Genomic DNA, 24,920 nt, shown 5'->3' with positions numbered 1-24,920 from the left:
TAGATGAGAAACAAAATTTGTGAAGAACTCAATAATACAGATATTGGTAAATTAGTTAATTTATGCGGATGGGTAGATAGAAGAAGAGATCATGGTGGTGTAATTTTTATTGATTTAAGAGACCATAGTGGATTCCTACAAATAACAATTAACCCCGATGATGGTGCAGATCTATTTAAACAGGCAGAAACTCTAAGAAATGAAACAGTAATAATGGTCAGCGGAATTATTAATGAAAGGCCCAAAGATTCCATAAATACAAATTTAAGTACTGGAGAGTTAGAGCTTAAGGTTAAAGATTTGCAAATTCTCAACCAAATTAAAAACAACTTACCTTTTCCAGTATCTATACATGATTATGAAAATACAAAAGAGGAACTCAGATTAAAATATAGATACCTTGATTTAAGAAGGGGAAAATTACTAAAAAATTTAAAAACAAGACATAAGATTATTAAAGTTGCTAGAGAATTTCTTGATAATTTTGGATTTACAGAAGTAGAGACCCCATTACTTACAAAGTCAACTCCTGAAGGGGCTCGCGATTTTCTTGTTCCTGCACGTCTTTCAAATGGAGAATTTTTTGCTTTACCTCAATCCCCACAACTCTTTAAACAACTTTTAATGGTTGGGGGCTTAGATAAGTATTATCAAATCGCAAAATGTTTCCGTGATGAAGACTTAAGGGCAGATAGACAGCCAGAGTTTACTCAATTAGATATTGAGATGAGCTTTATTAGTGAAGAAGAAATAATTTCTTTTAATGAAAGTCTCATAAAAAAAATATGGAAAGAAGTGTTAAATATTAATTTTAATAATGCTTTTCCAAGAATGACATGGCAGGAAGCAATGGATAATTACGGTACTGATAGACCAGATACTAGATATCAAATGTTATTGAAAGATTTAGGAGGAGTATTAGGTAATATTGGATTTAATATTTTCACCAAGGCAATTAAGTCTGGAGGGTATATAAAATCCATAACAGTCAAAGGAGGCAATTCAAGTATTAGCAACGTAAGAATTAAACCGGGAGGTGACATCTTCAAAGTAGCTCAAGACGCAGGAGCTGGTGGTTTAGCCTTTATAAGGGTCAAAGGAGATGAGCTTGAGACTATTGGGGCAATTAAAAATAATTTAAGTGAAGAGCATATAGCTGATATTTTAAAAATCACAGAAGCAAAAGATGGAGACTTAATCCTCTTAGGAGCTGGAGATAAACAAATTGTCAATCAGTCATTAGATAGGGTTAGACAATATATCGCAAAAGAATTAAATCTCATAGATAAAAGCAAATGGAATTTCTTATGGGTAACTGACTTCCCTATGTTTGAGAGAAATGAAGATGAAAATAGATATGAAGCTTTACATCATCCTTTTTGTTCTCCAAAAAATATAAAATCTAAAGATTCTGAAAACTTGAAAAAAGAAATTGAGAGCTCTACAGCAAATGCTTATGACTTAGTTCTTAATGGATTGGAGTTAGGAGGTGGCTCTTTACGTATTCATGAGGCGAACTTACAAAGACAGGTTCTAAAAACGGTAGGACTTACTGATAAAGAGATTGATGAAAAATTTGGATTTTTAATAGAAGCCTTAGAAATGGGGGCTCCTCCTCATGGTGGAATAGCGTTTGGATTGGATCGTATTACCATGCTGATCATTGGTGCAGATTCAATCAGAGAAACCATTGCGTTTCCAAAAAATCAACAAGCAAAATGTCTTCTCACAAATGCACCTTCCAATGTCTCTGAATCACAATTAAAAGAATTAGATATTGAAATAACAATTGATGAATAAGAATATATATGGATGTTCTAAAAGTTTTTTGTTTAAATAAAATATAAGGAGGCTGTGCTTAATTAAAAATATTTAATGTCAAAATTTGTATTTGTCACCGGAGGAGTAGTTTCTAGCATTGGTAAAGGGATTGTAGCTGCAAGCTTAGGAAGATTATTAAAATCTAGGGGATATAGTGTTTCAATATTAAAACTAGATCCATATCTAAATGTTGATCCAGGAACAATGAGCCCTTTTCAACATGGAGAAGTATTTGTAACCGAAGATGGGGCTGAAACCGATCTAGATTTAGGTCACTATGAGAGATTTACTGATACTGCAATGACTAGGTTAAATAGTGTGACTACGGGATCTATTTATCAAGCAGTTATTAATAAAGAAAGAAGAGGTAATTATAACGGTGGAACTGTGCAAGTTATACCTCACATAACGGGAGAAATTAGAGAAAGGATTCATAGAGTAGCCGCTAACAGCAATGCAGATATTATTATTACTGAAATTGGTGGAACAGTTGGTGATATTGAATCTCTACCTTTTTTAGAGGCAATAAGAGAATTCAAAAATGATGTCAATAGGAACGATGTTGCATACATACACGTAACATTACTTCCTTACATCAAAACCTCTGGGGAAATAAAAACTAAACCAACACAACATTCAGTGAAAGAATTAAGATCAATTGGAATTCAGCCAGATTTACTTGTATGCCGAAGTGATAAATCTATCAATGAAGCTCTTAAAAAAAAGCTTAGTGGTTTTTGCGGTGTCAATATCAACTCTGTAATTGAAGCTTTAGACGCAGACAGTATATATTCTGTACCTCTTTCTTTAAAAAAAGAAGGTTTATGCAAAGAAACCTTGAAGTATTTAGACCTTGAAGATAAAAAATGTGATTTGAAAAATTGGGAGCAACTAATACACAACCTAAGAAATCCTGGAGATCCAATAAAAGTTGCACTTGTAGGCAAATATATTGAACTTGGAGATGCATATTTATCCGTTGTTGAAGCTTTAAGACATGCATGCATTGAACAAAGGGCTTTATTAGATTTACATTGGGTAAGTGCTGAAATGATAGAAAAAAATTCAGCAGAAACTTACTTAAATGAAGTTGATGCAATTGTCGTACCCGGGGGATTTGGCAATAGAGGAGTAAATGGAAAAATTTCGGCTATAAAATTCGCAAGAGAAAATAAAATTCCCTTTTTAGGTTTGTGCCTTGGCATGCAATGTGCAGTTATAGAATGGGCCAGGAATGTAGCTAATCTTCCAGATGCATCTAGTTCAGAACTAGACCCAAACACTCCAAATCCAGTGATACATTTATTACCAGAACAGGAAGATGTAGTTGATTTAGGTGGGACAATGAGACTTGGAGTTTATCCATGTAGACTGACAAAAAATACAACTGGGAAAAACTTATATGATGAGGATGTTATTTATGAGAGACATCGGCATAGATACGAATTTAATAATTACTACAAACAAAGTTTTTTAGATTCTGGATACAAAATTAGTGGTACATCACCAGATGGCAGATTAGTTGAGTTAATTGAGTTAGAAAATCATCCATACTTCTTAGCCTGTCAATATCATCCTGAGTTTTTATCAAGACCTGGCAAACCTCATCCTTTATTTAAAGGATTAATAAAAGCCTCTCAAGATAAGTTAACTCAATCAAATTAATATTCTTTATTTTTTTGAATGAAAATGACAAATTTTTTACCCTTAGTCGAACAATTTCATTCATTACAAGGTGAAGGTTATCACGCTGGAAAAAGTGCTTTTTTTGTAAGATTAGCCGGATGCAAAGTTGGATGTTCGTGGTGCGATACCAAGAATTCATGGGACGAGAAAAAACACCCTTCTATATCAATTGAAAAAATAATAGATCGCATAAAAATTGCCAGAAAAAAAGGAGCATCTTTTTGCGTCATTACAGGTGGAGAACCTTTACAACATAACTTGGATAATTTTTGCAAAGCTATAAAAAAAATGACAATGGGAGAAGAACAAAAGCCAATGAAGATTCATATTGAGACAAGTGGAGTTAATTCGATATCAGGAAGCTATGACTGGATTACTTTATCTCCTAAAAGACACTCACCTCCAAAAAATTATTTTTTAAAACACTGTAATGAGATCAAAATAATCATAAATGAAATAGAAGATATTGAATTTGCTATTCAAATAAAAAAAGAAACTTTAAAACAATATCAACTCTATAAAAGCGAAGATGGCTTAAAAAAAGAAGATAAAATTTTTTATTTACAGCCAGCATGGAACAATGCGAATGGTTTTTCTCTTGCTATTGATTTCGTAAAAAATAACCCCGATTGGAAATTGAGCCTTCAAACTCACAAATACTTAAAAATTAATTAAAAACATATGACTATTAAAAATAAATCGATAGTAGTTTTATTATCTGGAGGTTTAGATTCTTCTACAGTTACTGGTATCGCCAAAAAATCCGAAGCTAAAATTTTTGGTCTTTCATTTGACTACGGTCAACGTCATAAAAAAGAATTAAATTCTGCATCAATAATTGCAAAACACTTTGATATCGAAGAATTTAAAATCATTAAGCTTGACTTATCTTTATGGGGAGGCTCGTCATTAACTGATACTCAAAAAAATATTCCAATAGAAGGAGTACAAAATAATAAAATTCCTAATACTTATGTTCCTGGGAGAAATACTATATTTATTTCCGTTGCCCTAAGTTATGCCGAAGCAATAGATGCTGATTTTATAGGATTAGGAGTTAATGCACTAGATTATTCTGGTTATCCAGATTGCAGACCTGACTACATTAAAAAATTTCAAGAGTTAGCAGATTTAGCCAATAAAAGAGGAAGAGAAAATAATCCAATAAAACTTTGGACACCACTATTAGATTTAAATAAAGAGGAAATTATTAAATTAGCTTTTGATAATCATGTCCCTTTAGATAAAACATGGAGTTGTTATTCGGGTAATTCAAAACCATGCGGTAAGTGTGATAGCTGCAGAATTAGAAATGCTGCTTATGAAAAATGGCTTAATAACAATAATAAAAAATGAAAATAAAAAAAATAATTCTAGAAAAATGGATAGATCCAGCACTGATTACGCATCATCTAACAAAAAAATTTGGAGATAAAGGATTAGCTTGGCTAGACAGCGATGGCAAAGAAAATGGGGAATGGTCAATAATAGGAATTAAACCTAAAAAAATAATCCAATCAAGAGATATCAATAACTTAGACAAAACTAATAATCCATTTAACAATTTAAGAAATATTGAAAAAGGATTTTGGATCGGATGGTTAAGTTATGAAGCTGGAGTTTACATAGAACCAAAAAACCCATGGAAAAAATCTAATATGGCAACTTTATGGATTGCATCATATGATCCAATCATTAAATGTAATCTAATAAAAAAAGAAATAATTATCGAAGGCACAAACTCATCTGAACTGATGAATTATAAAAACATAATCAACAATATCGAAGAAGAAAATATTATTAAAACAAAGTTGAATTTTGATTTTTCAAAAATAAATTTGGACGAAATGGCTGAAAAATTTCAGAAAAATATTTTAAAATTGAAAAAATTAATTTCCTTAGGAGATATATTTCAAGCAAACCTAACAACTAAATGCGAAATTGAATCTTCCAAAAACTATAATCCTCTGGATATTTATTTGAAAATAAGAAAAAAATTAAGAGCTCCCTTTGGAGGAATAATAATAAATAATAATTATAAAGAGGCTGTATTATCTACCTCGCCAGAAAGATTTTTAAAAATAGATAATAAAAATTTTGTAGAATCAAGACCTATCAAAGGAACTAGATCCAGAGATAAAGATTTAAATCAAGACGCACTTAATGCTATCGATTTAATAACTAACGAGAAAGATAGAGCCGAAAATATTATGATTGTTGACCTAATAAGAAATGATTTAAGTAAAGTTTGCGAAACAGGAAGTATTATGGTGCCAGAAATATTAAAACTTGAAAGTTTCTTAAAAGTTCATCATCTAACTTCAGTAATCAGAGGCAAATTAAAAAAAGACACGAACTGGATTGATTTACTAAAAGCTTGTTGGCCTGGGGGCTCTATAACTGGAGCACCTAAATTAAGATCATGCCAGAGACTTTTTGAATTAGAAAAATGTGAACGCGGACCATACTGTGGCTCATTTTTGAAGCTTGATTGGAATGGAGAGTTTGACAGCAATATACTAATAAGATCATTTTTAATTAAAGACAAAAAAATCAATATATATGCTGGTTGCGGAATAGTTATTGACTCAGACCCGGAGGAGGAAACTGATGAACTAAAGTGGAAACTTTTACCATTAATTGATTCACTAAAATGATTGAAACATTAGGCTGGCACAAGGATCAATGGTTGGATATTGATAGAATATTTATTGCTGCTAATAATAGAGGATTAAAATTTGCTGATGGTATATTTGAAACCATCTTGATAAAAGAAAACAAACCTATTCTTTTTGATGAACATCTGAAAAGATTAGAAAAAAGTAGCAAGATTTTAAATATTAACCTCAAAATAAATAAATTAACTTTGAGACAACTTATTCACGATGGAATTAAAAAGTTATCGCTTAAAAATGATCAATTTGCTTCAGTAAGAATAAACTATAGTCGAGGAACTAATGAAGGTCGAACACTAAGAATTGATAGCACTTTAGAGACAAAAAATTTGGACAATTTATGGCTTGAGTTTTATAGAATCAAACCAAATTTTAATCCGATAAACGTTTGCATTAGTCAAAAGGAAAAAATAAATGAATTCAGTCTTATAAGTAAATGCAAAACATTTTCATATAATCAGGCAATACAAGTTTTGACAGAAGCTAATGAAAAATCATTTGATGATTCTATCCTTTTGAATACCTCAGGTGAACTTTGTTGTGGAAGTACATTTAATCTTCTAATTAAAAGAAATAATCAATGGATAACTCCTAGAAAAGAGAGCGGCTGTTTAGAGGGAATTATGGTTTCTCAAGCTTTAAAATTGAAAATTGTAAAAGAAGAATTTATTCCTCCAGAATTTCAAAATGATGACATAGTAGTTGCAATTAATAGCTTATCTTGCAGACAAATTTATCAAGTTGATGATTTAAAGCTTAAACCTAAATTCGATCCAATTTACTTTTGGGATTTATTATATAGTTGAACTTTATTAATATCTGGTAAATAGACATCAGATACTTTAGTTATATTGTTATTAACCTTAAATTCAACAATTTTTCCAATAATGATAATTGATGGAGCTAAAAATTCTTTATCTTTGATTTTATCTGGAAGATTATCTAATTTCTCTATCAAACATTTTTGATTTTTTAAAGTAGCTTCTTGAATAACAGCGCATTTAGTACTCTTATCTAAACCACCTAGAATTAATTCTTCCACAATAAATTCAATATTTTTTATACCCATAAAAATTACTAAGCTATCTGATGCTTTAGCTAAATCTCTCCAATTCACTGTCTTTTTTTCCTTATCTACACGCTCATGTCCAGTGACGAAAGTTACGGAACTCGCAGCATCTCTATGGGTTAGTGGAATACCAAAATATGTAGGGGCAGCTATTCCAGAAGTAATACCAGGAACTATTTCAACTGAAATTCCATTTTTTTCTAAAATCGATACCTCTTCACCACCTCTAGAAAAAACGAATGGGTCTCCCCCTTTAAGCCGTACAACATTTTTGCCTTCTTTTGCCAATTTCAAAATAAGAGCATTAGTTTCATTCTGAGGTACAGAACACTTTCCAGCTCTTTTACCTACATGGAAAATTTCTGTATGTTTTCCTGCCTCTTTTGTTATTTCATCCGGGATCAAAGCATCATGTACTAATGCATCACAATTTTTTATTAGGCGTAAAGCTTTTAGAGTTAGAAGCTCAGGGTCACCAGGACCTGCTCCAACTAAATAAACAATGCCGGGCACAATAATCTCCATTAACAAGTATGGTAGTAGAAGTTAATGGTAATGAAGGTAAATATTGTGAAAGAAAGTTTATTAAAACCAAATAAAAAATTTACTCTACTTAGTGCCTTTATTACTCTTCTCAATGATCGTTTAAGTGAAAGCATACTACTACCTATATTACCCTCCTTTGTTTTACTTTTTGATTCTAAAGCAAGTACATATGGTTTATTATCATGCACTTACCAATTAGCTCAATTTACAGCTTCTCCTTTTATAGGACTTATGAGCGATAGATATGGAAGAAGACCTGTCACTCTTTTTTGTATTACTGGTTCAGTCATAGGAATATCAATATTATCTTTTACGGTTCTATTTAATTGGTCAAATTCAATAGCCTCTATCCCTTTATTTTTATTATTTTTAGCAAGACTAATTGACGGTTTAAGTGGGGGAACTGCAGCTACTGCAACAACAATTCTTGCAGATATTTCAAGCCCTGAAAAAAGAGCAAAAACATTTGGACTTATTGGTGTAGCTTTTGGTTTAAGTTTTTTCTTAGGTAATATTTTTGTTGTTATTTTTGCCAAAAATACAAATAATAATTTTATTATTCCAGTTTTGATAGCCTCAATCATTCCAATAATAAATTTCCTCCTTGTATTTTTTTACTTACCGGAAACCAAGCCTAATAGTGACTCAAATAAATCAAAACCTTTTATAAAAAATCCTTTAAAAAACCTATTTACAGTTTTCAAAGAAGAAAAGATTAAAAAATTATCATTAGCTTTTTTTATTTACTTTATTGCTTTTACTGGATTGACCAATATACTTATATTCTTCCTTCAAGAATCTTTAAACTGGACGACAAAAGCATCAAGTGGAACTCTTGTTGTAGTAGGAATAATTGCAATTGTCGTTCAGGGAGGACTGATTGGGCCTCTTGTAAAACAATTTGGAGAAATGCGATTAACACTTATCGGATCAGGCTTCATTCTTGTAGCATGTGCTCTTTTAATAACTGCTCCAAAAGAAAATGCGACAATTAATATTTATTCAGCTGTATCATTTTTAGCCGTTGGGGCAGGATTAATTACGCCCACCTTAAGAGCACTAATATCAAAGAAATTAGACATTGATAAACAAGGATCAATTTTAAGTAATCTTCAGGGTCTACAGAGTCTTGGGGGGGTTCTAGGAATTGCAATGGCAGGAAGGGTTTATGATAGTTTTGGTCCTAAATCTCCTTTTATAGCTGGTTCCGTTATCTTGCTTTTCATGATATACCTTATTGCAGAGGGTAAAAGTAATAATTCTTTTAATAATCAAAAATCAAAAGTATTGAAATGAAACCCCAGGCTAATGTTTTTATTAATAGAGAATTAAGTTGGATTGAATTTAATAAAAGAGTTCTCCTTACTGGAATGGAAAAGGAGTACAAAATCTTAGACAAAGTAAAATTTTGTTCAATTTTTAGTAATAACCTAGATGAATTTTTTATGGTAAGAGTAGCTTCATTAAAGGCTCAAGTTGAAGCAGAAATTACTAAAAAAAGTATTGACGGACTTACCCCTAAAGAGCAATTAAAAAAAATCAATAATGAAATAAAGAAGTTAACTATTCTCCAAGAAAACTATGTAAATAATGAATTAAAAAATGAATTAAAAGAAAAAGGTGTAATTTTAAAAAAATATAAGGACCTAAGTGATAATCAAAGAAATTGGTGTAATAACCTCTTTACAACATCTATTTTCCCTTTATTAACTCCATTAGTTGTTGATCCGGCACATCCATTTCCTTTTATAAGTAATTTAAGTCTAAATTTAGCAGCTTTAATAAAGGATGAGGAGAATTCTAAAAATCAGTTTGTCAGAGTAAAAATACCAACAAAAAATATACCCCGATTTATAAGAATTCCCAATGAAATTACTCAACTTAGTGATGAAAGTTCTCACTATTTCATAAGTGTTGAAGATTTAATTGGGAATAATATAAATACTTTATTTAACGGAATGGAATGTATAAATTACTCTTTTTTTAGAGTGACAAGAGATGCAGATTTAGAATTAAAAGAACTTGAAGCTGATGATCTACTTTTAGCTGTTGAACAAAGTTTGCAAAAAAGAAGATTAGGTGGAGACGTAGTTAGATTAGAAGTGGAGTCAGATATGCCAGAAAATATTCTAAAGTTACTTATTGAAAGTATCGAAATACAGAAAGAATATATATACTTTTGCAAAAGTTTATTAGGCCTAGACGATTTAAATCAGCTTACAAAAATTGATAGAGATGATTTAAAAGAAAATCTACTAATTGGAAAAACTCACCCAGAATTAAAACATTTAGATTTGCCTTCAAACAAAAACCCTAATTCTATTTTCAAGATACTTAGGAAAAAAAATATTCTGCTTCATCATCCCTATGACCTATTTAAAACTTCAGTTGAAGAATTTATAAACAGAGCAGCTGATGATCCACTTGTAATGGCTATAAAAATTACTTTATATCGAGTTTCCCAAGATTCCCCTATAATTGCAGCTTTAATGAGAGCTGCAGAGAATGGTAAAGAAGTAATGACTCTTGTTGAACTAAAAGCAAGATTTGATGAAGACAATAATATTCAATGGGCCAAACAACTTGAACAAGCTGGCATTCATGTTGTATATGGAATCATCGGATTTAAAACACATACAAAAATTGCCATAACAGTAAGAAAAGAGAAAGGACGATTAAGGAATTATTTCCATATTGGAACAGGAAATTATAACTCTAATACTTCAAAGTTTTATACAGATTTAGGATTACTTTCAACGGATCCTGATATTGCATCTGATTTACTTGAGTTATTTAACTACTTATCTGGTTTCTCTAAACAAAAAAGTTATCAAAAGTTATTAGTTTCTCCCTCATCGATGCGAGAGAAATTTATATTTCTGATAAAGAGAGAAATTAAAAATGCAAAGGAAGGCAAAAAAGCCGAAATAATCGCAAAAATGAATTCTTTAGTAGACCCAGAAATAATTAAACTGCTTTATTTAGCTTCAGACTCGGGTGTAAAAATTAGCCTAATCATAAGAGGTATTTGTTGCCTATATCCCCAAAGAAAAAATTTAAGTGAAAATATTAAAGTTATAAGCATTATTGGCCATTTTCTAGAACACTCAAGAATTTTTTGGTTTTGTAATAACGGGGATAATGAGGTTTTTATAGGGAGTGCAGATTGGATGAGAAGAAATCTTGATAGAAGAATAGAAGCTGTTACTCCTATAGAGGATTATGAATTGAAATCTAAAATATACACGCTTTTGCAAACTTACATTAAAGATAATTACTTTTCTTGGATAATGAAAGATGATGGTTCATATTCGAAATATGAATTAGATTCATCGCATAATCGTTCGCAAATTGACCTCATAGAAAAATAAAATTAATATTGATTTTTACAACATTTATAAAAATACTTAATATTTTAAATTTTTTTTATTTTTTATAAAATCATTTCATATCAATGGATTTCAAGAAATAAGCTTTAAAAAAAAATTTTTTGTCTTTAAAATTTCAACGTAAAAGTAGTTTTTATTTCAATTTCAGTGCTAGCTTTTTAAAAAATCCATTATTTAGGAGGCCAGGGTGATGGGGATCCCTCTGGAATCTGCGAAAAGCTCTTCAGATAATAATTTTGATGAGCCAAGATTACCAAACACTGCGGGCAAATCTCGCAAATCGAAATCCAGTCTTACGGCAAAACAAAGCCAAAAAAAATCTGGCAGACTCGCTTCAGATTCTATTGGCTATTACTTAAGTAGCATTGGAAGAGTACCTCTTTTGACTCCAGCAGAAGAAATAGAGTTAGCTCATCATGTTCAAAACATGAAAAAGTTGCTACAAATTCCTGAAACTGATAGAACCCAACGAAATCTTTATCAAATTAAGATTGGCAAAAGAGCAAGAGATAGAATGATGGCAGCTAATCTAAGGCTCGTTGTCTCAGTTGCAAAAAAATACCAAAACCAAGGGCTTGAATTATTAGATCTTGTCCAGGAAGGAGCTATTGGACTTGAAAGAGCCGTAGATAAATTTGATCCTGCTATGGGATATAAATTCTCAACTTATGCTTATTGGTGGATTAGACAAGGAATGACGAGGGCAATTGATAACAGTGCTAGAACCATTCGTTTGCCTATTCACATAAGTGAAAAACTATCCAAAATGAGAAGAGTCTCCAGAGAATTATCACACAAATTTGGCAGACAACCTACAAGATTGGAAATGGCAACTGAGATGGGAATTGATCAAAAAGATTTAGAAGATTTAATTTCTCAAAGTGCTCCCTGCGCCTCCCTAGATGCACATGCAAGAGGGGAAGAAGACAGAAGTACACTTGGTGAACTCATACCTGATCCAAACTGTGAAGAGCCTATGGAAGGTATGGATAGAACTATTCAAAAAGAGCATTTAGGAACTTGGCTTTCCCAATTAAATGAAAGAGAGCAAAAAATCATGAGGCTCAGATTTGGGCTAGATGGTGAAGAACCATTAACACTCGCAGAAATAGGAAGACAAATTAATGTTTCGCGAGAAAGGGTAAGGCAACTAGAAGCTAAAGCAATATTAAAGCTTCGAGTAATGACAACTCATCAAAAAGCAGCTTAACCAAATTGATAAAATTTACTGTAATTTTATTATATTTATTTTTAATTTTTTTAATTTCAATAGTTTTTAAAAAATATAATGAAGATAACAAAGAAATAGTCAGAAAAATAATACATATTGGAATAGGTCCTTTAATACCAATTGCTCAATTTTTAAAAATTAATCAAAACTCTGCTCTAATTTTTACGGGAATTGTTGCATTAATGGTTTTCACCAATTACAACTATAAATTATTTCCAACAATTGAGGATGTTGAGAGAAAAAGTTATGGGACATTATTTTATTGTCTAAGTTTATTTATTTTGATTTATCTTTTCTGGGATAAAGATCCATATGCACTAATTAGTGGATTTTTCATAATGACTTTTGGTGATGGATTAGCTGGATTAATAGGAAAAAGCTTTAACTCAAAGAGTTGGATTTTTTTTGAACAAAAAAAATCTTTATATGGAACCATAACAATGTTTTTAACAAGTTTGATAGTAACTTGCTCAATAGGATATTCTCAACAAAATAGTCTAAATTTAAATTATTTTACAATAGCTTTTATTGCGACTTTGCTCGAACAATTTAGTATTCTAGGAATAGATAATTTCATAGTTCCAATCTCTTCAGCATTATTTTTTAATTTTTTAATAACTAGCTAAGTGAATCGTATAAAATAGCGATTAATTCCTTTGTTATTTCTATATCTATACATGCATCTGTAATGCTTCTACCAAACTGGAGATCTTCTTTTTTTAAAAGTTTTTGATTTCCTTCCTTCAAATGACTTTCAAGCATAACTCCTAAAATATTTTTTTCACCATTACTAATTTGAGAAGCTACATTTTTTAGCACTTCTGACTGTTTTCGGAAATCTTTATTGGAATTTCCATGACTACAATCAATCATCACTTTATGGGGAAGATTACACTGCCTCAATTCCGCTGAAATTCTTTGTACATGATCACTTTCAAAATTTGGGCCTTTTGAACCGCCCCTTAAAACTATATGTCCATCTGGATTTCCTGTAGTATTAACTATAGAAGCCATTCCATTTTCATTTACACCTAAGAAGTGATGGGATTTTGAAGCTGACTGCATTGCATTAATTGCAGTAGTAAAAGAACCATCCGTTCCATTTTTAAAGCCTATAGGCATTGATAATCCTGATGCCATTTCTCTATGAGTTTGACTTTCTGTGGTCCGCGCACCTATGGCTGTCCAACTTATTAAATCGGCAATGTATTGAGGAACAATTGGATCTAGTAATTCTGTAGCAGAAGGTATGCCTCGAGTTGCTAAATATGCAAGCAAACTTCTTGCCCTTCTTAAACCAGTATTAATATCATAAGAATCATCTAGATGAGGATCATTTATCAATCCCTTCCAACCAATAGTTGTTCTTGGTTTTTCAAAATATACTCTCATAATTATTTCTAATTTATCGTTATACATTTCTCGGAATTTTTGAATATATTTTGAATATTCCTTTGCCGCCTCAAGATCATGAATTGAACATGGACCCACAATGACTAAAAGCTTCTGATCATTATGATGCAAAATATTTTGTATCGATCTTCTTGTTTTAGATACTGTATTAGCAGAGTCGTGATCTAAGGGTATATCATTATGTAATCTGCTTGGAGGTATTAATGGACGTGTTTCAAGAACATGTAAATCTGATGTCTTTTCTAAAGCTGAATTATTTGAAGATGTCGTCATTGATTAATTAAGAAGTTTGAATATTTAAAAAAGCATTTATGAATACTCTCCTTTTCAATATTAAAAATAACAATAGATTAGGCATTAAACCTTACTAATGAAGAATTTGGAAACATTGCTAAAAGATTATGCAGATCATGTAGCTGAAAGAGCTGCCAAAGGTATACCACCTTTACCTTTAAATGCTGAACAAACAAATTGTATTACAAAATTATTAGAACAAGATAGTACTTACGATTCATCTTATTTACTTGATTTACTAATAAATAGAGTACCCCCAGGAGTTGATGAGGCTGCTTACGTAAAAGCAAGCTGGCTTACGGCTATTGTTAATTCCGAAAAATATTGCAAATCAATTAATCCCGAAAAAGCAATTGAAATACTAGGAACAATGATAGGCGGATACAATGTAAATTCTTTGGTTGAAATCCTTAAAGGAGAAAATAGTTTACTCGCAAAAAAAGCGGCAGAAGTTTTAAAAAATATTATTCTTGTTTACGATTCGGCTAATGAAATTCATGAATTATCTCACAGTAATATTTATGCAAAAGAAGTTGTAAATAGTTGGGCAAATGCAGAATGGTTCATAAATAAAAAAGTTCTGGAGAAAGAGATTACTTGTTTAGTATTTAAAGTTGACGGTGAGACAAACACAGACGACTTATCTCCAGCTGTACATGCAACAACACGCCCGGATATTCCAATGCATGCATTAGCTATGTTGGAATTTAAAAAACCAGATGGACTAAAGATTCTTGATAATTTAAAAAAACAAAATTTACCAATAGCTTATGTTGGAGATGTTGTTGGAACAGGGAGTTCTAGAAAATCTGCTATTAATTCACTCATTTGGCATATAGGAGAAGATATCGCTTTTGTTCCCAACAAAAAAACAGGTGGAATAATAATTGGCAGCAAAATAGCCCCAATTTTCTTCAATACTGCACAAGATTCAGGAGCTTTACCTATAGAAGCTGATGTATCTCAAATGAAAACAGGAGATGTTATTAAAATATATCCTTATAAAGGCATTATTAAAAAAATTGAAAAAGATTCAAATACTGAAGAATTAATAAGCAAATTCGAGTTGTATCCATCAACTCTTACTGATGAAATTCAAGCTGGAGGAAGAATAAATCTTATGATTGGAAGATCTCTTACGGACAAAATTAGAAACAAATTAGATTATCAACCAAGTGAAATATTTACTAGACCACAAAATCCAACAGAAAGTAATGCCGGCTTTACTCAAGCTCAAAAAATAGTGGGCAAGGCATGCGGTTTAGAGGGAGTAAGGCCAGGAATGACCTGTGAACCGATTATGACCACAGTTGGTAGTCAAGATACTACTGGGCCAATGACTAGAGATGAACTAAAAGAACTAGCTTGTTTAGGATTTACTGCAGATTTAGTGATGCAAAGTTTTTGTCATACAGCTGCGTATCCTAAACCAGTAGATCTAGTTACCCATAAAGAATTACCTGATTTTATATCTCAAAGAGGTGGAGTAGCTCTTAAGCCTGGAGACGGCATAATTCATAGCTGGCTTAATAGAATGCTTCTCCCAGATACTGTTGGCACTGGCGGAGATAGTCATACTAGATTTCCTCTTGGCATTTCATTTCCTGGAGGCTCGGGCATTGTTGCCTTTGCCGCTGCAATAGGATCAATGCCATTAAATATGCCAGAATCTGTGCTGATTAAATTTAAGGGAGAATTATTACCAGGAATCACTCTTAGAGATTTAGTAAATGCAATCCCTCTCTTCGCAATTAAAAAAGGACTCTTAACTGTTGAAAAAGCAAATAAGAAAAATATATTCAACGGGAAAATTATGGAAATTGAAGGATTACCAAACCTAAAACTTGAACAGGCTTTTGAACTTACTGATGCTACTGCAGAACGCTCATGCGCAGGTAGCACAATACTTTTATCCCAAGAAACTGTTCAAGAATATTTAAAAAGTAATATTTGCCTACTAGAAAAAATGATCGAGAGTAATTATGAAGATTCAAAATCGATTTCAAGAAGAATAAATGATATGAAAAATTGGTTAAACAAACCATCATTAATTCAACCAGATTCAAACGCTCAGTATGAAGAAATCATTGAAATTGATTTAGCAAAAGTAACACAACCTATAGTTGCTTGCCCTAATGATCCAGATAATGTAAAAGAAATCACTGATGTTGCAAATACAAATATTGACGAGGTTTTTATAGGTTCTTGCATGACAAATATTGGTCATTACAGAGCAGCTGCAAAAGTTCTTGAAGGAGTACAAAATTTAAAAGCTAAATTATGGATTTGTCCACCAACAAAGATGGATGAAGAAACTCTAAAAGCTGAAGGTTACTATAAAATTTTTGAAGATTGTGGTGCAAGGTTAGAGTTACCGGGCTGTTCTTTATGTATGGGAAATCAAGCCAGAGTAGATGAAGGTTCCGTAGTATTTTCTACTAGTACAAGAAATTTTGACAATAGACTTGGCAAGAATGCACAAGTCTTTTTAGGCAGCGCTGAATTAGCAGCAGTTTGCGCACTGCTTGGCAAAATACCTGAAGTTGAGGAATATCAGGATATTACTAAAAATAAAATTAATCCATATTCAGATGAACTTTATCGCTATCTTCAATTTGATGAAATAAACGATTTCAGCTTGACAAAGTAATCATGGACTATGCCAAACTTTATAAAAGATAATATTCAAAAAACAAGTAATAATTCATCTCGTAGCATCAAAAAATTATTAAAACAAAGATCTCTAGTCGTTGCATTTTCGCTCTTATTAACAGGTTTAGGAGCCTCAATTACAAGCATATCTTTTAAAACTGGAATCTATTTTATTAATAATTGGAGATTAGCATTATTAGACCAATTCCCATCTATTGCGGTCTTACCTATTTTTGGAGCTCTAGGAGGAGCTATTGCAGGATATTTGATCAAAAATATAGCACCTGCTGCAAAAGGTTCAGGAGTTAGTCAAATCATGGGTTTTTTAAGACATAAAAAAGTTCCAATGAATTTAAAAGTAGGCTTAGTAAAGCTAATATCAGGAATTATTGCGATTGGTAGTGGATTCCCTTTGGGTCCAGAAGGTCCATCCGTTCAAATGGGAGGATCAGTAGCTTGGCAAATGGCCAAGTGGCTCAAAGCTCCCACAGCTTTTAGAAGAGTAATAGTAGCAGCAGGGGGTGGTGCTGGAATAGCTGCAGTATTTAGCGCTCCATTAGGAGGGTTTATCTATGCAATAGAAGAGTTATTAAACTCTGCAAGACCAGTAATTTTGCTATTAGTAGTAATTACAACTTTCATTGCAGATTCATCTGCTGATATTATTCAAGCCTTAGGCTTAGATCCTAAAGCAGGAGGGTTTGATTTTAACCTCGGATTTTTGATTCAAAAAGAATATGACCCATCAGTTTTTTTCTTACCTGTAGATTTTATCTACTTAGTTTTACTAGGAATAATTATTGGAATATTTGCAGAATTGTACAGCAGATATGTTTTGTTGATGCAAAATCTTGGCAAAAAGTGGTATAAAAATAAATTTATTTTAAAAATGAGTATTTGTGGACTTATTTTAGGAAGCATCTACTCTTGTTTACCCAGTACATTTCATAATTTAGATGAATTACAGAAAATAATAGCTGAACAAAATACAAGTATTGGAATTGCTTTATTAGCAGTTTTAGTATTATTTATCACGACAGGCTTAGCTGCAGCATCTGGAGCTCCTGGAGGTTTGTTCTATCCAATGCTTACTTTAGGTGGGTCAATTGGACTAATAATGGGGAGCTGGGTGGAAATTGCGACAGGACATGCGCCAAGTACATACATTTTTGCGGGAATGGGAGCTTTCGTAGCAGGATGTTCGCGAACACCAATTACCGCAATGTTTTTAGCTTTCGCTTTAACAAAAAATTTATTAATAATGAAACCTGTGTTAATCAGCTGCATTGCCAGTTTCTTGATAGCAAGAGTTTTTAATGAAGAATCAATTTATGAAAGACAAATACAAATAGAATTAGAAGACTAAAAACTATCTTCAATCAAAAACAGCAGTTTTGCTGTTATAAACAAATACTTGATGATTCAGATGTAATCTAACTGCTCTTGCTAAAGCTATTCTTTCAATATCTCTTCCTTTTCTAATCAAATCGTCAACTTCATCCCTATGACTTACATTAACTGTGCATTGCTCAATTATCGGTCCTTCATCAAGATCTTCAGTAACATAGTGAGCTGTAGCACCGATTAATTTAACGCCTCTCTTCCAAGCTCGATGATATGGTTGCCCGCCCTTAAATGCAGGTAAGAAAGAATGATGAATATTTATTATTGAAGAAAACTTTTTTAAAAAAGAGTCACTCAAAATTTGCATATATTTAGCTAATACAACGAGATCAATTTCATATTCTTTTAGTAAATGTAAAAATTGATCTTCAACAATAGATTTATCAGTTTTAAAGGTATCTATATGAACAAATTTTGCATTAAAGTCATTTGCAATAATTTCAAGATCAGAATGATTTGAAATTATTAACGGGACTTTCATTTTGAGTTCTCCATTTCTTACTCGCCAAAGTAAATCAATCAAACAATGATTTTGTTTACTCACGAAAATAGCAACATTTGGAATTTCATCTGAATAATTTACGTTAAATTTTCCATTTACTTCATCTGCAATTTTTTCAAATTCTTTATAAATTTCATCTCTATTAATAAATTCATTGTTACTATTCCATTCAATTCGACTAAGAAATAATCCTGCATCTTGATCTGTATGATGATCAGAATGTTTTATGTTGCCACCATAATTTGAAATCCAACTTGTAAGTAGACTTACAAGACCAGGACGATCGGGACAAACAATTTTGAATATAATTGAAGGATGTTCCAAAAAATCTTTAACTATTAAGTCAAATAAGCAAGTATATCTAATATATCAATGAAAAGCTTAAAAGAAAATTTTAAAAAAGGACACATAGTTATTGTTGGATCAGGGATTATTGGAAAATTTAACGCCTTAGAATTATCAGAATTAGGTTTCCATGTAACGATAATAGATCCAGCTCAACACCAAAATAGTAGCAATGCAGCTTTAGGCTTACTAATGGGTAATATGTATCAAAAAAGAAGAGGTAGAAGCTGGGATCTCAGGAAACAAAGCATTGAATTATGGCCACAATGGATTACATTCCTTCAAAAATTTAATTGTGAATTAAATATCGAAAAACCATTAATACAACTAACTACAGATAAAGAAAAGTTTAGAAAATTAGAGAAATTTGTTTATGAAAATAATGATCAAAACTTGCGAATTTTAGAAAGACACTCAATATTTATCAAAAATATTAATAAAGCCTTCCAAACAACAAATATAAAAGGAATGATCTCGTTCAAAGATGGAAGAATAAATCCTCTTTCTTTACTTCAAACATTAAATCAATATCTAAAAGATAAAAAAGTAAATTATTTGCGAGAAGAAATAATAAAAATAAAAAAATCAAACAATCAATGGATTTCTACAACAAGGAATAATAAAAACATCAAATCTGACATGGTTATTTTATGTAATTCACTAAAAGCGATTGATTTAATAGGTAGCCTATCTCACAACATCAAATTAAAACCTGTTTTAGGTCAAGCTATAGAAATTGAGATAAATGATGCAGAAGTTGATTTATTATCGCTGCCAAAACAATTCAACATAAATGGTAAAAATATAATTCCAAAATCAAACAATAAGCTAATTATTGGATCAACTGATGAATATAGTACTAAGCCAGAAGAAAATACATTCGAAAAACTTACAAATTTTCTCGATAAAAAACCAAATTGGCTGATGAAAGGAAAAATTTCTAAAAAATGGTTTGGAATAAGGTCAAGGCCAGATGGTGAACCTTCACCAATAATGAAAAACCTTGAAGATGGGCTAATTATATGTACAGGTTTTTATAAAAATGGAATTTTACTGGCTCCGGCTTGTTCTAAATGGGTTGCTAATGAAATTAAAAATTACCTTTATTAATCTTTTGTTTCAGTAAAGTCTGCATCAATTACATCATCTCCACCTTTTTCGCTTGAATCACTCTGATCAGGACCGCCGGCAGCGCCAGGTGATGGTGGCTGATTACCTGGTTGCTGATAAACAGATGAACCAACTGCATAAAGTTCTTGCTGAAGTTCTTCAAGAAGTTTTTTCATTGATTCATAATCTTCTTTTGAAGTTGCTTCTTTTAAAGCATTACTTTTTTCTTCAACTTTAGACTTTGCTGCAGCATCAATTTTGTCTCCTAATTCACCAAGTTGCTTTTCTGTCTGGTAGACAAGTGTTTCAGCTTGATTTTTTAAATCGATTTTTTCTCTTTTTTCTTTATCTGCAGATGCATTTGATTCAGCATCTTTGACCATTTTTTCTACCTCATTATCAGATAGAGTGGAAGCACCAGTAATAGAAATACTTTGTTCTTTACCGCTTCCTTTATCTTTAGCAGTAACACTAAGAATACCGTTTGCATCGATATCAAATGTAACTTCAATTTGCGGAACGCCTCTTGGTGCTGAAGGTATACCATCCAATCTAAAAGTTCCTAAGCTTTTATTATCAGAAGCCATTTCTCTTTCACCTTGTAAAACGTGTATTTCAACATTTGTTTGACCATCTACAGCAGTTGAATATGTTTCAGATTTCTTCGTGGGTACTGTAGTATTTCGATTTATCATTTTTGTCATTACTCCCCCTAAAGTCTCTACACCTAGAGAAAGTGGAGTAACGTCGAGCAACAAAATATCTTTAACTTCTCCTGCTAAAACTCCTCCCTGAATTGCAGCTCCAACAGCTACTACTTCATCAGGATTAACAGTTTGATTTGGTTCTTTACCAATTATTTTTTTAACTAAATCTAAAACAGCAGGAATTCTAGATGAGCCTCCAACCATAACAACTTCATCAATTTCACTAGTAGAAATTTTTGCATCACTTATAGCTCTCTCAACTGGGGTCTTACACCTATCAATTAAAGAAGCTGCTAATTCCTCGAACTTTGCTCTAGTAAGGTTCAAATCCAAATGTTTTGGCCCTTCAGGCGTCGCTGTGATAAAAGGTAAATTTATTTCACTTTGCGTGGCATTTGAGAGCTCTATTTTTGCCTTTTCTGCAGCTTCAGTCAATCTTTGCAAAGCTTGCTTATCTTGTCTGAGATCAATTCCCTCATTAGATTTAAAAGTATTGGCTAAGTGGTCTACGATGCATCTATCAAAATCATCACCACCTAAATGTGTATCTCCAGATGTAGATAGAACTTCAGTTACTCCATCACCAGCTTCAATAACTGAAACGTCAAATGTACCTCCACCTAAATCAAAAACAAGAATTTTTTCATTTTCTTTATCCAAACCATATGCTAAAGCCGCAGCAGTTGGCTCATTAACGATTCTAAGAACTTCTAAACCTGCAATCTTTCCAGCATCTTTCGTAGCCTGTCTTTGGGAATCATTAAAATAAGCTGGAACTGTAATTACAGCCTGTGTAACTTTGTCACCAAGATATTTACCTGCATCATCTGCTAACTTTCTTAAAACCTGAGAACTCACCTCTTCAGGAGAAAACTGTTTATCCAAAATAGGACATTTTAATTTGACACTAGAACCAGATTTTTCAACAGAATAACTAACTTCTTTAGATTCTTCATTAACTTCATCAACTCTTCTACCAACAAAACGTTTTGCAGAATAAAAAGTATTTTCAGGGTTCATTACAGCTTGTCGTTTTGCAATTTGCCCAACAAGCTGATCTTGATTTTTTGTATATGCAACAACTGATGGAGTAGTTCTGAAACCCTCAGCATTTGCTATTACAGTAGGCTTACCACCTTCCATTACGGCGACACAACTATTTGTTGTTCCTAAATCAATTCCTACTACCTTACCCATGGGTAAATTCTTTATATTTGTTATTCTCCATAATCGGTCATTGTCGTCATTATTGTTACTCAAAGACGGGGTGTGGTTCCCGAACAGACCATTACTTTTAGGGTTAAAATTCTAAACATGATTTCAAGTAAGACATCTTTCATCGCATTAATTGGCAATCCAGTAAGCCATTCATTGTCCCCAATTATGCAAAATGCTGCCCTTCAATATTTAGGCTTAGATTTAATTTATATTGCTGTACCCTGTAAAGATGAAGATCTAGAATTAGTTCTTACTTCTTTTAAAAAGATTAATTGCAAAGGTTTAAACATTACAATTCCACACAAAGAAAAAGTATTTAACCTTTGTAGTGAAATCTCCCCTATTGCTAACAAACTTAAAGCAATTAATACCCTGAAATTAAATTCTGAAAAACAATGGAGCGCAACTAATACTGATGTAGAAGGATTTATTTATCCATTAAAAAATTTCAACTTAGCAAAGAAAAAATCAATAGTTCTTGGCTCCGGGGGTGCAGCAAGATCTGTTATTCAAGGTTTAATAAATTTAAATCTTTCAACAATTTCAGTAATATCACGTAACAAATCATCACTAGATGAATTAATAAAAAACTTTGATAATCAAATTCAACTGCAGGGTTTTTTGAATAGTGATGATCAAGCTCAAATTTTAATTCGTGAAGCAGATTTGATTGTAAATACAACACCAGCAGGGATGAAAACCACTAAATATGAAAATAATGTAATTCCATATGGCGAAGCATTTTGGAAATCTCTTAACTCGCAAACAATTGTTTACGATTTAATATACAATCCTGCCCCAACTACTTTATTGAAATTTTGCGCCAAAAAAGGATGCATGACTATAGATGGTTTAGAAATGCTTGTTGCCCAAGGAATAAAATCATTATCATTTTGGACAAATGGTTTAGAAGTACCTTTTCATGTAATGAATGACGCACTAAAAAAATATCTTTAAAAATTGATCCTACTTATCAATAAATTGCCTATCGTAATGTATCGTAAGTAATGAACAGACGCTCATCACATCAATTCATGAGCCAAAGACCTTGTCTGAAACTATGAACGATCAACAATCTTATTACGAAACCATGTATATCCTCCGCCCAGACATTGCGGAAGATGAAGTAACTAATCACATTGATAAATACAACAAGCTTTTAGAAGAATTTGGCGGTACTATTCTTGATAGTCAAATGAGAGGCAAGAGAAGATTAGCCTATCAAATAGCAAAACATAGAGAAGGTATTTACGTACAACTAAGTCATCAAGGTGATGGGCAACATATCTTCAAAATTGAAAAAGCAATGAGACTAAGTGAGGATGTTATTAGATACATGACTGTTAAACAAGAGGGCCCTTTACCAACCCCAAGACCTTCGAATAAAAATACATCTGCAACAGAGAATAAAGATAATCCAGATGCGAAAGTTGAAACTAAAGAAAAAGAACCAGTAGCAAGTGCAGATTCATCAAATTCAAGCAAAGATGAAGCTGAAACTAAAGAAAATGCAGAATCTTAAATGTTAATCTTTTGTTTTTGAATTTAACTCAGCCCAAATTTTATTAGACATACCCCACATATAAATAAAACCCTCTGCTAAAGAATGATTAAAAACATCATCTTTGCCGTAAGTTACCAAATCTTCCCTGTAAAGTGAATGATTTTCCGACATTCTACCGATTACTATTGCGTTCCCCTTATGAAGTCTAATCTTTACTCTTCCATTAACTGCAGTTTGAGTAGACGATATAAATGCATCTAAACTTTCTTTAAGAGGTCCAAACCAAAAACCTTGATAAACTAATTGACCCCATTTTTTTTCAACTATTCCTTTAAAGTCGACAACGTCTGGATTTAACGTAATGCTTTCTAATTCTTTGTGAGCTTTGATTAAAAGCAAGAGGCCTGGTGTTTCGTAAATCTCTCTACTTTTAATTCCTACTACTCGGTCTTCAATCATATCAATTCTTCCAAAACCATGCTCTCCTGCGAGAACATTAGCTTTTTTAATAATCTCTACGGGAGATAGAGATTCATCATTAATTCCAACAGGAAACCCATTTTTGAAAACAATTTCTACTTCTTGAGGAGAATCAGGTGAATCCTCAATAGATGATGTCATCGAAAATATATCCTCAGGTGCTTCTTGCATTGGGTCTTCTAATATACCTGCTTCAATACTCCTACCAAGTAAATTAACATCTATTGAATATGGTGATTTTTTTGATACTGGTGCAGGAATACCAAACTTTTCTCCGTACACTATTGCCTCTTCCCTGCTCATATTCCATTTCCTTGCGGGAGTAATTATTTTTAAATCAGGACCTAAAGCATTTATTGCTAAATCAAATCGAACTTGATCATTCCCTTTACCAGTGCATCCATGAGCCACTCCATCAGCATTAAACTCTCGAGCAATATTTACAAGATTTTCGGCAATTAAAGGCCTAGCAAGAGCAGTAGATAAGGGATATTTATCTAAATATAATGCGTTTGCTCTAATGGCTGGAAAAGCGTATCTCTCAACAAAACTATTAACTAAGTTGCCAACAATTGATTGAGATGCACCAGAGTTTAAAGCTTTTTGCCTAATAAGTTCTAAATCCTCACCTTGACCAAGATCTGCTACAAAAGTAACCACTTCTGAAACTCCATATTCATTCTTTAAATATGGAATACAAACGCTCGTATCTACGCCACCAGAATAAGCTAGTACAACTTTTTTTACCTGCTGCATCTAAATTTGCTCCATAAATTTAAATTTTTTGACGTAATTAAGAATTTGAAAACTTATTAAAAACTAATACTATTGTAACTAAAAGAGCTGGACCAAAAACTAGTAATAAGAGAAGAAA

The 24,920-nt window shown here is 32.1% G+C and carries 20 protein-coding genes; 15 read left to right on the top strand and 5 right to left on the bottom strand.

Annotated features, from left to right (window positions below):
• The first annotated feature begins 3 nt into the window (after positions 1–3).
• The 6 genes from aspS (at position 4) to BS621_RS04840 (ending at position 6,988) form a co-directional block, all read left to right on the top strand.
• Complete coding sequence (gene aspS / locus BS621_RS04865) at positions 4–1,800, top strand: aspartate--tRNA ligase (RefSeq protein ID WP_077142026.1); 1,797 nt, start codon at positions 4–6, stop codon at positions 1,798–1,800.
• 75 nt (positions 1,801–1,875) lie between these two features.
• Complete coding sequence (locus BS621_RS04860) at positions 1,876–3,486, top strand: CTP synthase (protein ID WP_077142025.1); 1,611 nt, start codon at positions 1,876–1,878, stop codon at positions 3,484–3,486.
• A 24-nt stretch (positions 3,487–3,510) separates the two neighbouring features.
• Positions 3,511–4,182: a 7-carboxy-7-deazaguanine synthase QueE gene (locus BS621_RS04855; protein ID WP_077142672.1), complete on the top strand. Its 672-nt coding sequence runs from the start codon at positions 3,511–3,513 to the stop codon at positions 4,180–4,182.
• Between the two features lie 6 nt (positions 4,183–4,188).
• The gene (gene queC / locus BS621_RS04850) at positions 4,189–4,863 is read left to right on the top strand and encodes a 7-cyano-7-deazaguanine synthase QueC (RefSeq protein WP_077142024.1); all 675 of its coding nucleotides are present in this window, start codon (positions 4,189–4,191) and stop codon (positions 4,861–4,863) included.
• Positions 4,860–6,164 carry an anthranilate synthase component I family protein gene (locus BS621_RS04845; RefSeq protein ID WP_077142023.1) on the top strand — a complete coding sequence of 435 codons (1,305 nt, stop codon included), beginning with the start codon at positions 4,860–4,862 and terminating at the stop codon, positions 6,162–6,164. Before queC ends, BS621_RS04845 begins: the two co-directional genes overlap by 4 nt.
• A complete protein-coding gene (locus tag BS621_RS04840) occupies positions 6,161–6,988 on the top strand; it encodes an aminotransferase class IV (RefSeq protein WP_077142022.1) in 828 nt (275 codons plus the stop codon). Before BS621_RS04845 ends, BS621_RS04840 begins: the two co-directional genes overlap by 4 nt.
• Here the strand turns inward: BS621_RS04840 and cobA are convergent.
• Positions 6,961–7,764: a uroporphyrinogen-III C-methyltransferase gene (gene cobA / locus BS621_RS04835; protein WP_077142671.1), complete on the bottom strand. Its 804-nt coding sequence runs from the start codon at positions 7,762–7,764 to the stop codon at positions 6,961–6,963. The genes BS621_RS04840 and cobA overlap by 28 nt on opposite strands.
• Positions 7,765–7,821: 57 nt before the next feature.
• On the opposite strand from cobA, the gene BS621_RS04830 reads away from it, so the two are divergent.
• The 4 genes from BS621_RS04830 to BS621_RS04815 all read left to right on the top strand — a co-directional run bounded on the left by BS621_RS04830 (position 7,822) and on the right by BS621_RS04815 (position 13,043).
• On the top strand, positions 7,822–9,093 hold the full coding sequence (locus BS621_RS04830; RefSeq protein WP_077142670.1) for an MFS transporter: 1,272 nt from the start codon (positions 7,822–7,824) through the stop codon (positions 9,091–9,093).
• Complete coding sequence (gene ppk1 / locus BS621_RS04825; protein WP_077142021.1) at positions 9,090–11,168, top strand: polyphosphate kinase 1; 2,079 nt, start codon at positions 9,090–9,092, stop codon at positions 11,166–11,168. The genes BS621_RS04830 and ppk1 overlap by 4 nt, the downstream gene beginning before the upstream one ends.
• A 208-nt stretch (positions 11,169–11,376) precedes the next feature.
• On the top strand, positions 11,377–12,396 hold the full coding sequence (locus tag BS621_RS04820; protein WP_032516192.1) for an RpoD/SigA family RNA polymerase sigma factor: 1,020 nt from the start codon (positions 11,377–11,379) through the stop codon (positions 12,394–12,396).
• A 5-nt stretch (positions 12,397–12,401) separates the two neighbouring features.
• Positions 12,402–13,043 carry a diacylglycerol/polyprenol kinase family protein gene (locus BS621_RS04815; protein WP_077142020.1) on the top strand — a complete coding sequence of 214 codons (642 nt, stop codon included), beginning with the start codon at positions 12,402–12,404 and terminating at the stop codon, positions 13,041–13,043.
• Here the strand turns inward: BS621_RS04815 and BS621_RS04810 are convergent.
• A complete protein-coding gene (locus BS621_RS04810; protein WP_077142019.1) occupies positions 13,036–14,103 on the bottom strand; it encodes a 3-deoxy-7-phosphoheptulonate synthase in 1,068 nt (355 codons plus the stop codon). The two genes, BS621_RS04815 and BS621_RS04810, sit on opposite strands and share 8 nt — an antisense overlap.
• 97 nt (positions 14,104–14,200) lie before the next feature.
• On the opposite strand from BS621_RS04810, the gene acnB reads away from it, so the two are divergent.
• Positions 14,201–16,774 (top strand): bifunctional aconitate hydratase 2/2-methylisocitrate dehydratase, encoded by a 2,574-nt coding sequence (acnB, locus tag BS621_RS04805; protein ID WP_077142018.1) that lies wholly within the window; start codon positions 14,201–14,203, stop codon positions 16,772–16,774.
• Between the two features lie 9 nt (positions 16,775–16,783).
• Entirely contained in the window at positions 16,784–18,142 is a 1,359-nt protein-coding gene (locus BS621_RS04800; protein WP_077142017.1) for a ClC family H(+)/Cl(-) exchange transporter, read from the top strand.
• A gap of 9 nt (positions 18,143–18,151) precedes the next feature.
• On the opposite strand, the gene purU is transcribed toward BS621_RS04800, so the two are convergent.
• Positions 18,152–19,006 (bottom strand): formyltetrahydrofolate deformylase, encoded by an 855-nt coding sequence (purU, locus tag BS621_RS04795; RefSeq protein ID WP_077142016.1) that lies wholly within the window; start codon positions 19,004–19,006, stop codon positions 18,152–18,154.
• A gap of 48 nt (positions 19,007–19,054) precedes the next feature.
• On the opposite strand from purU, the gene BS621_RS04790 reads away from it, so the two are divergent.
• Positions 19,055–20,137, top strand: coding sequence for an FAD-dependent oxidoreductase (locus BS621_RS04790; protein ID WP_077142015.1), 1,083 nt, complete (start codon positions 19,055–19,057; stop codon positions 20,135–20,137).
• On the opposite strand, the gene dnaK is transcribed toward BS621_RS04790, so the two are convergent.
• Positions 20,134–22,041, bottom strand: coding sequence for a molecular chaperone DnaK (gene dnaK / locus BS621_RS04785; RefSeq protein ID WP_025929009.1), 1,908 nt, complete (start codon positions 22,039–22,041; stop codon positions 20,134–20,136). The genes BS621_RS04790 and dnaK overlap by 4 nt on opposite strands.
• A gap of 117 nt (positions 22,042–22,158) precedes the next feature.
• On the opposite strand from dnaK, the gene BS621_RS04780 reads away from it, so the two are divergent.
• Together BS621_RS04780 and rpsF are read left to right on the top strand one after the other, a co-directional pair.
• Positions 22,159–23,019 carry a shikimate dehydrogenase gene (locus BS621_RS04780; protein ID WP_077142014.1) on the top strand — a complete coding sequence of 287 codons (861 nt, stop codon included), beginning with the start codon at positions 22,159–22,161 and terminating at the stop codon, positions 23,017–23,019.
• A 103-nt stretch (positions 23,020–23,122) separates the two neighbouring features.
• Positions 23,123–23,584 (top strand): 30S ribosomal protein S6, encoded by a 462-nt coding sequence (gene rpsF, locus BS621_RS04775; RefSeq protein WP_077142013.1) that lies wholly within the window; start codon positions 23,123–23,125, stop codon positions 23,582–23,584.
• A 3-nt stretch (positions 23,585–23,587) separates the two neighbouring features.
• Here the strand turns inward: rpsF and BS621_RS04770 are convergent, their stop codons facing one another.
• Positions 23,588–24,802, bottom strand: coding sequence for an argininosuccinate synthase (locus BS621_RS04770; RefSeq protein ID WP_077142012.1), 1,215 nt, complete (start codon positions 24,800–24,802; stop codon positions 23,588–23,590).
• Between the last annotated feature and the right edge of the window lie 118 nt (positions 24,803–24,920).

The organism is Prochlorococcus sp. RS04 (assembly GCF_001989455.1).
In the GTDB taxonomy this organism is placed as follows: domain Bacteria; phylum Cyanobacteriota; class Cyanobacteriia; order PCC-6307; family Cyanobiaceae; genus Prochlorococcus_A.
This window is presented reverse-complemented; position numbering and strand designations above follow the sequence as displayed.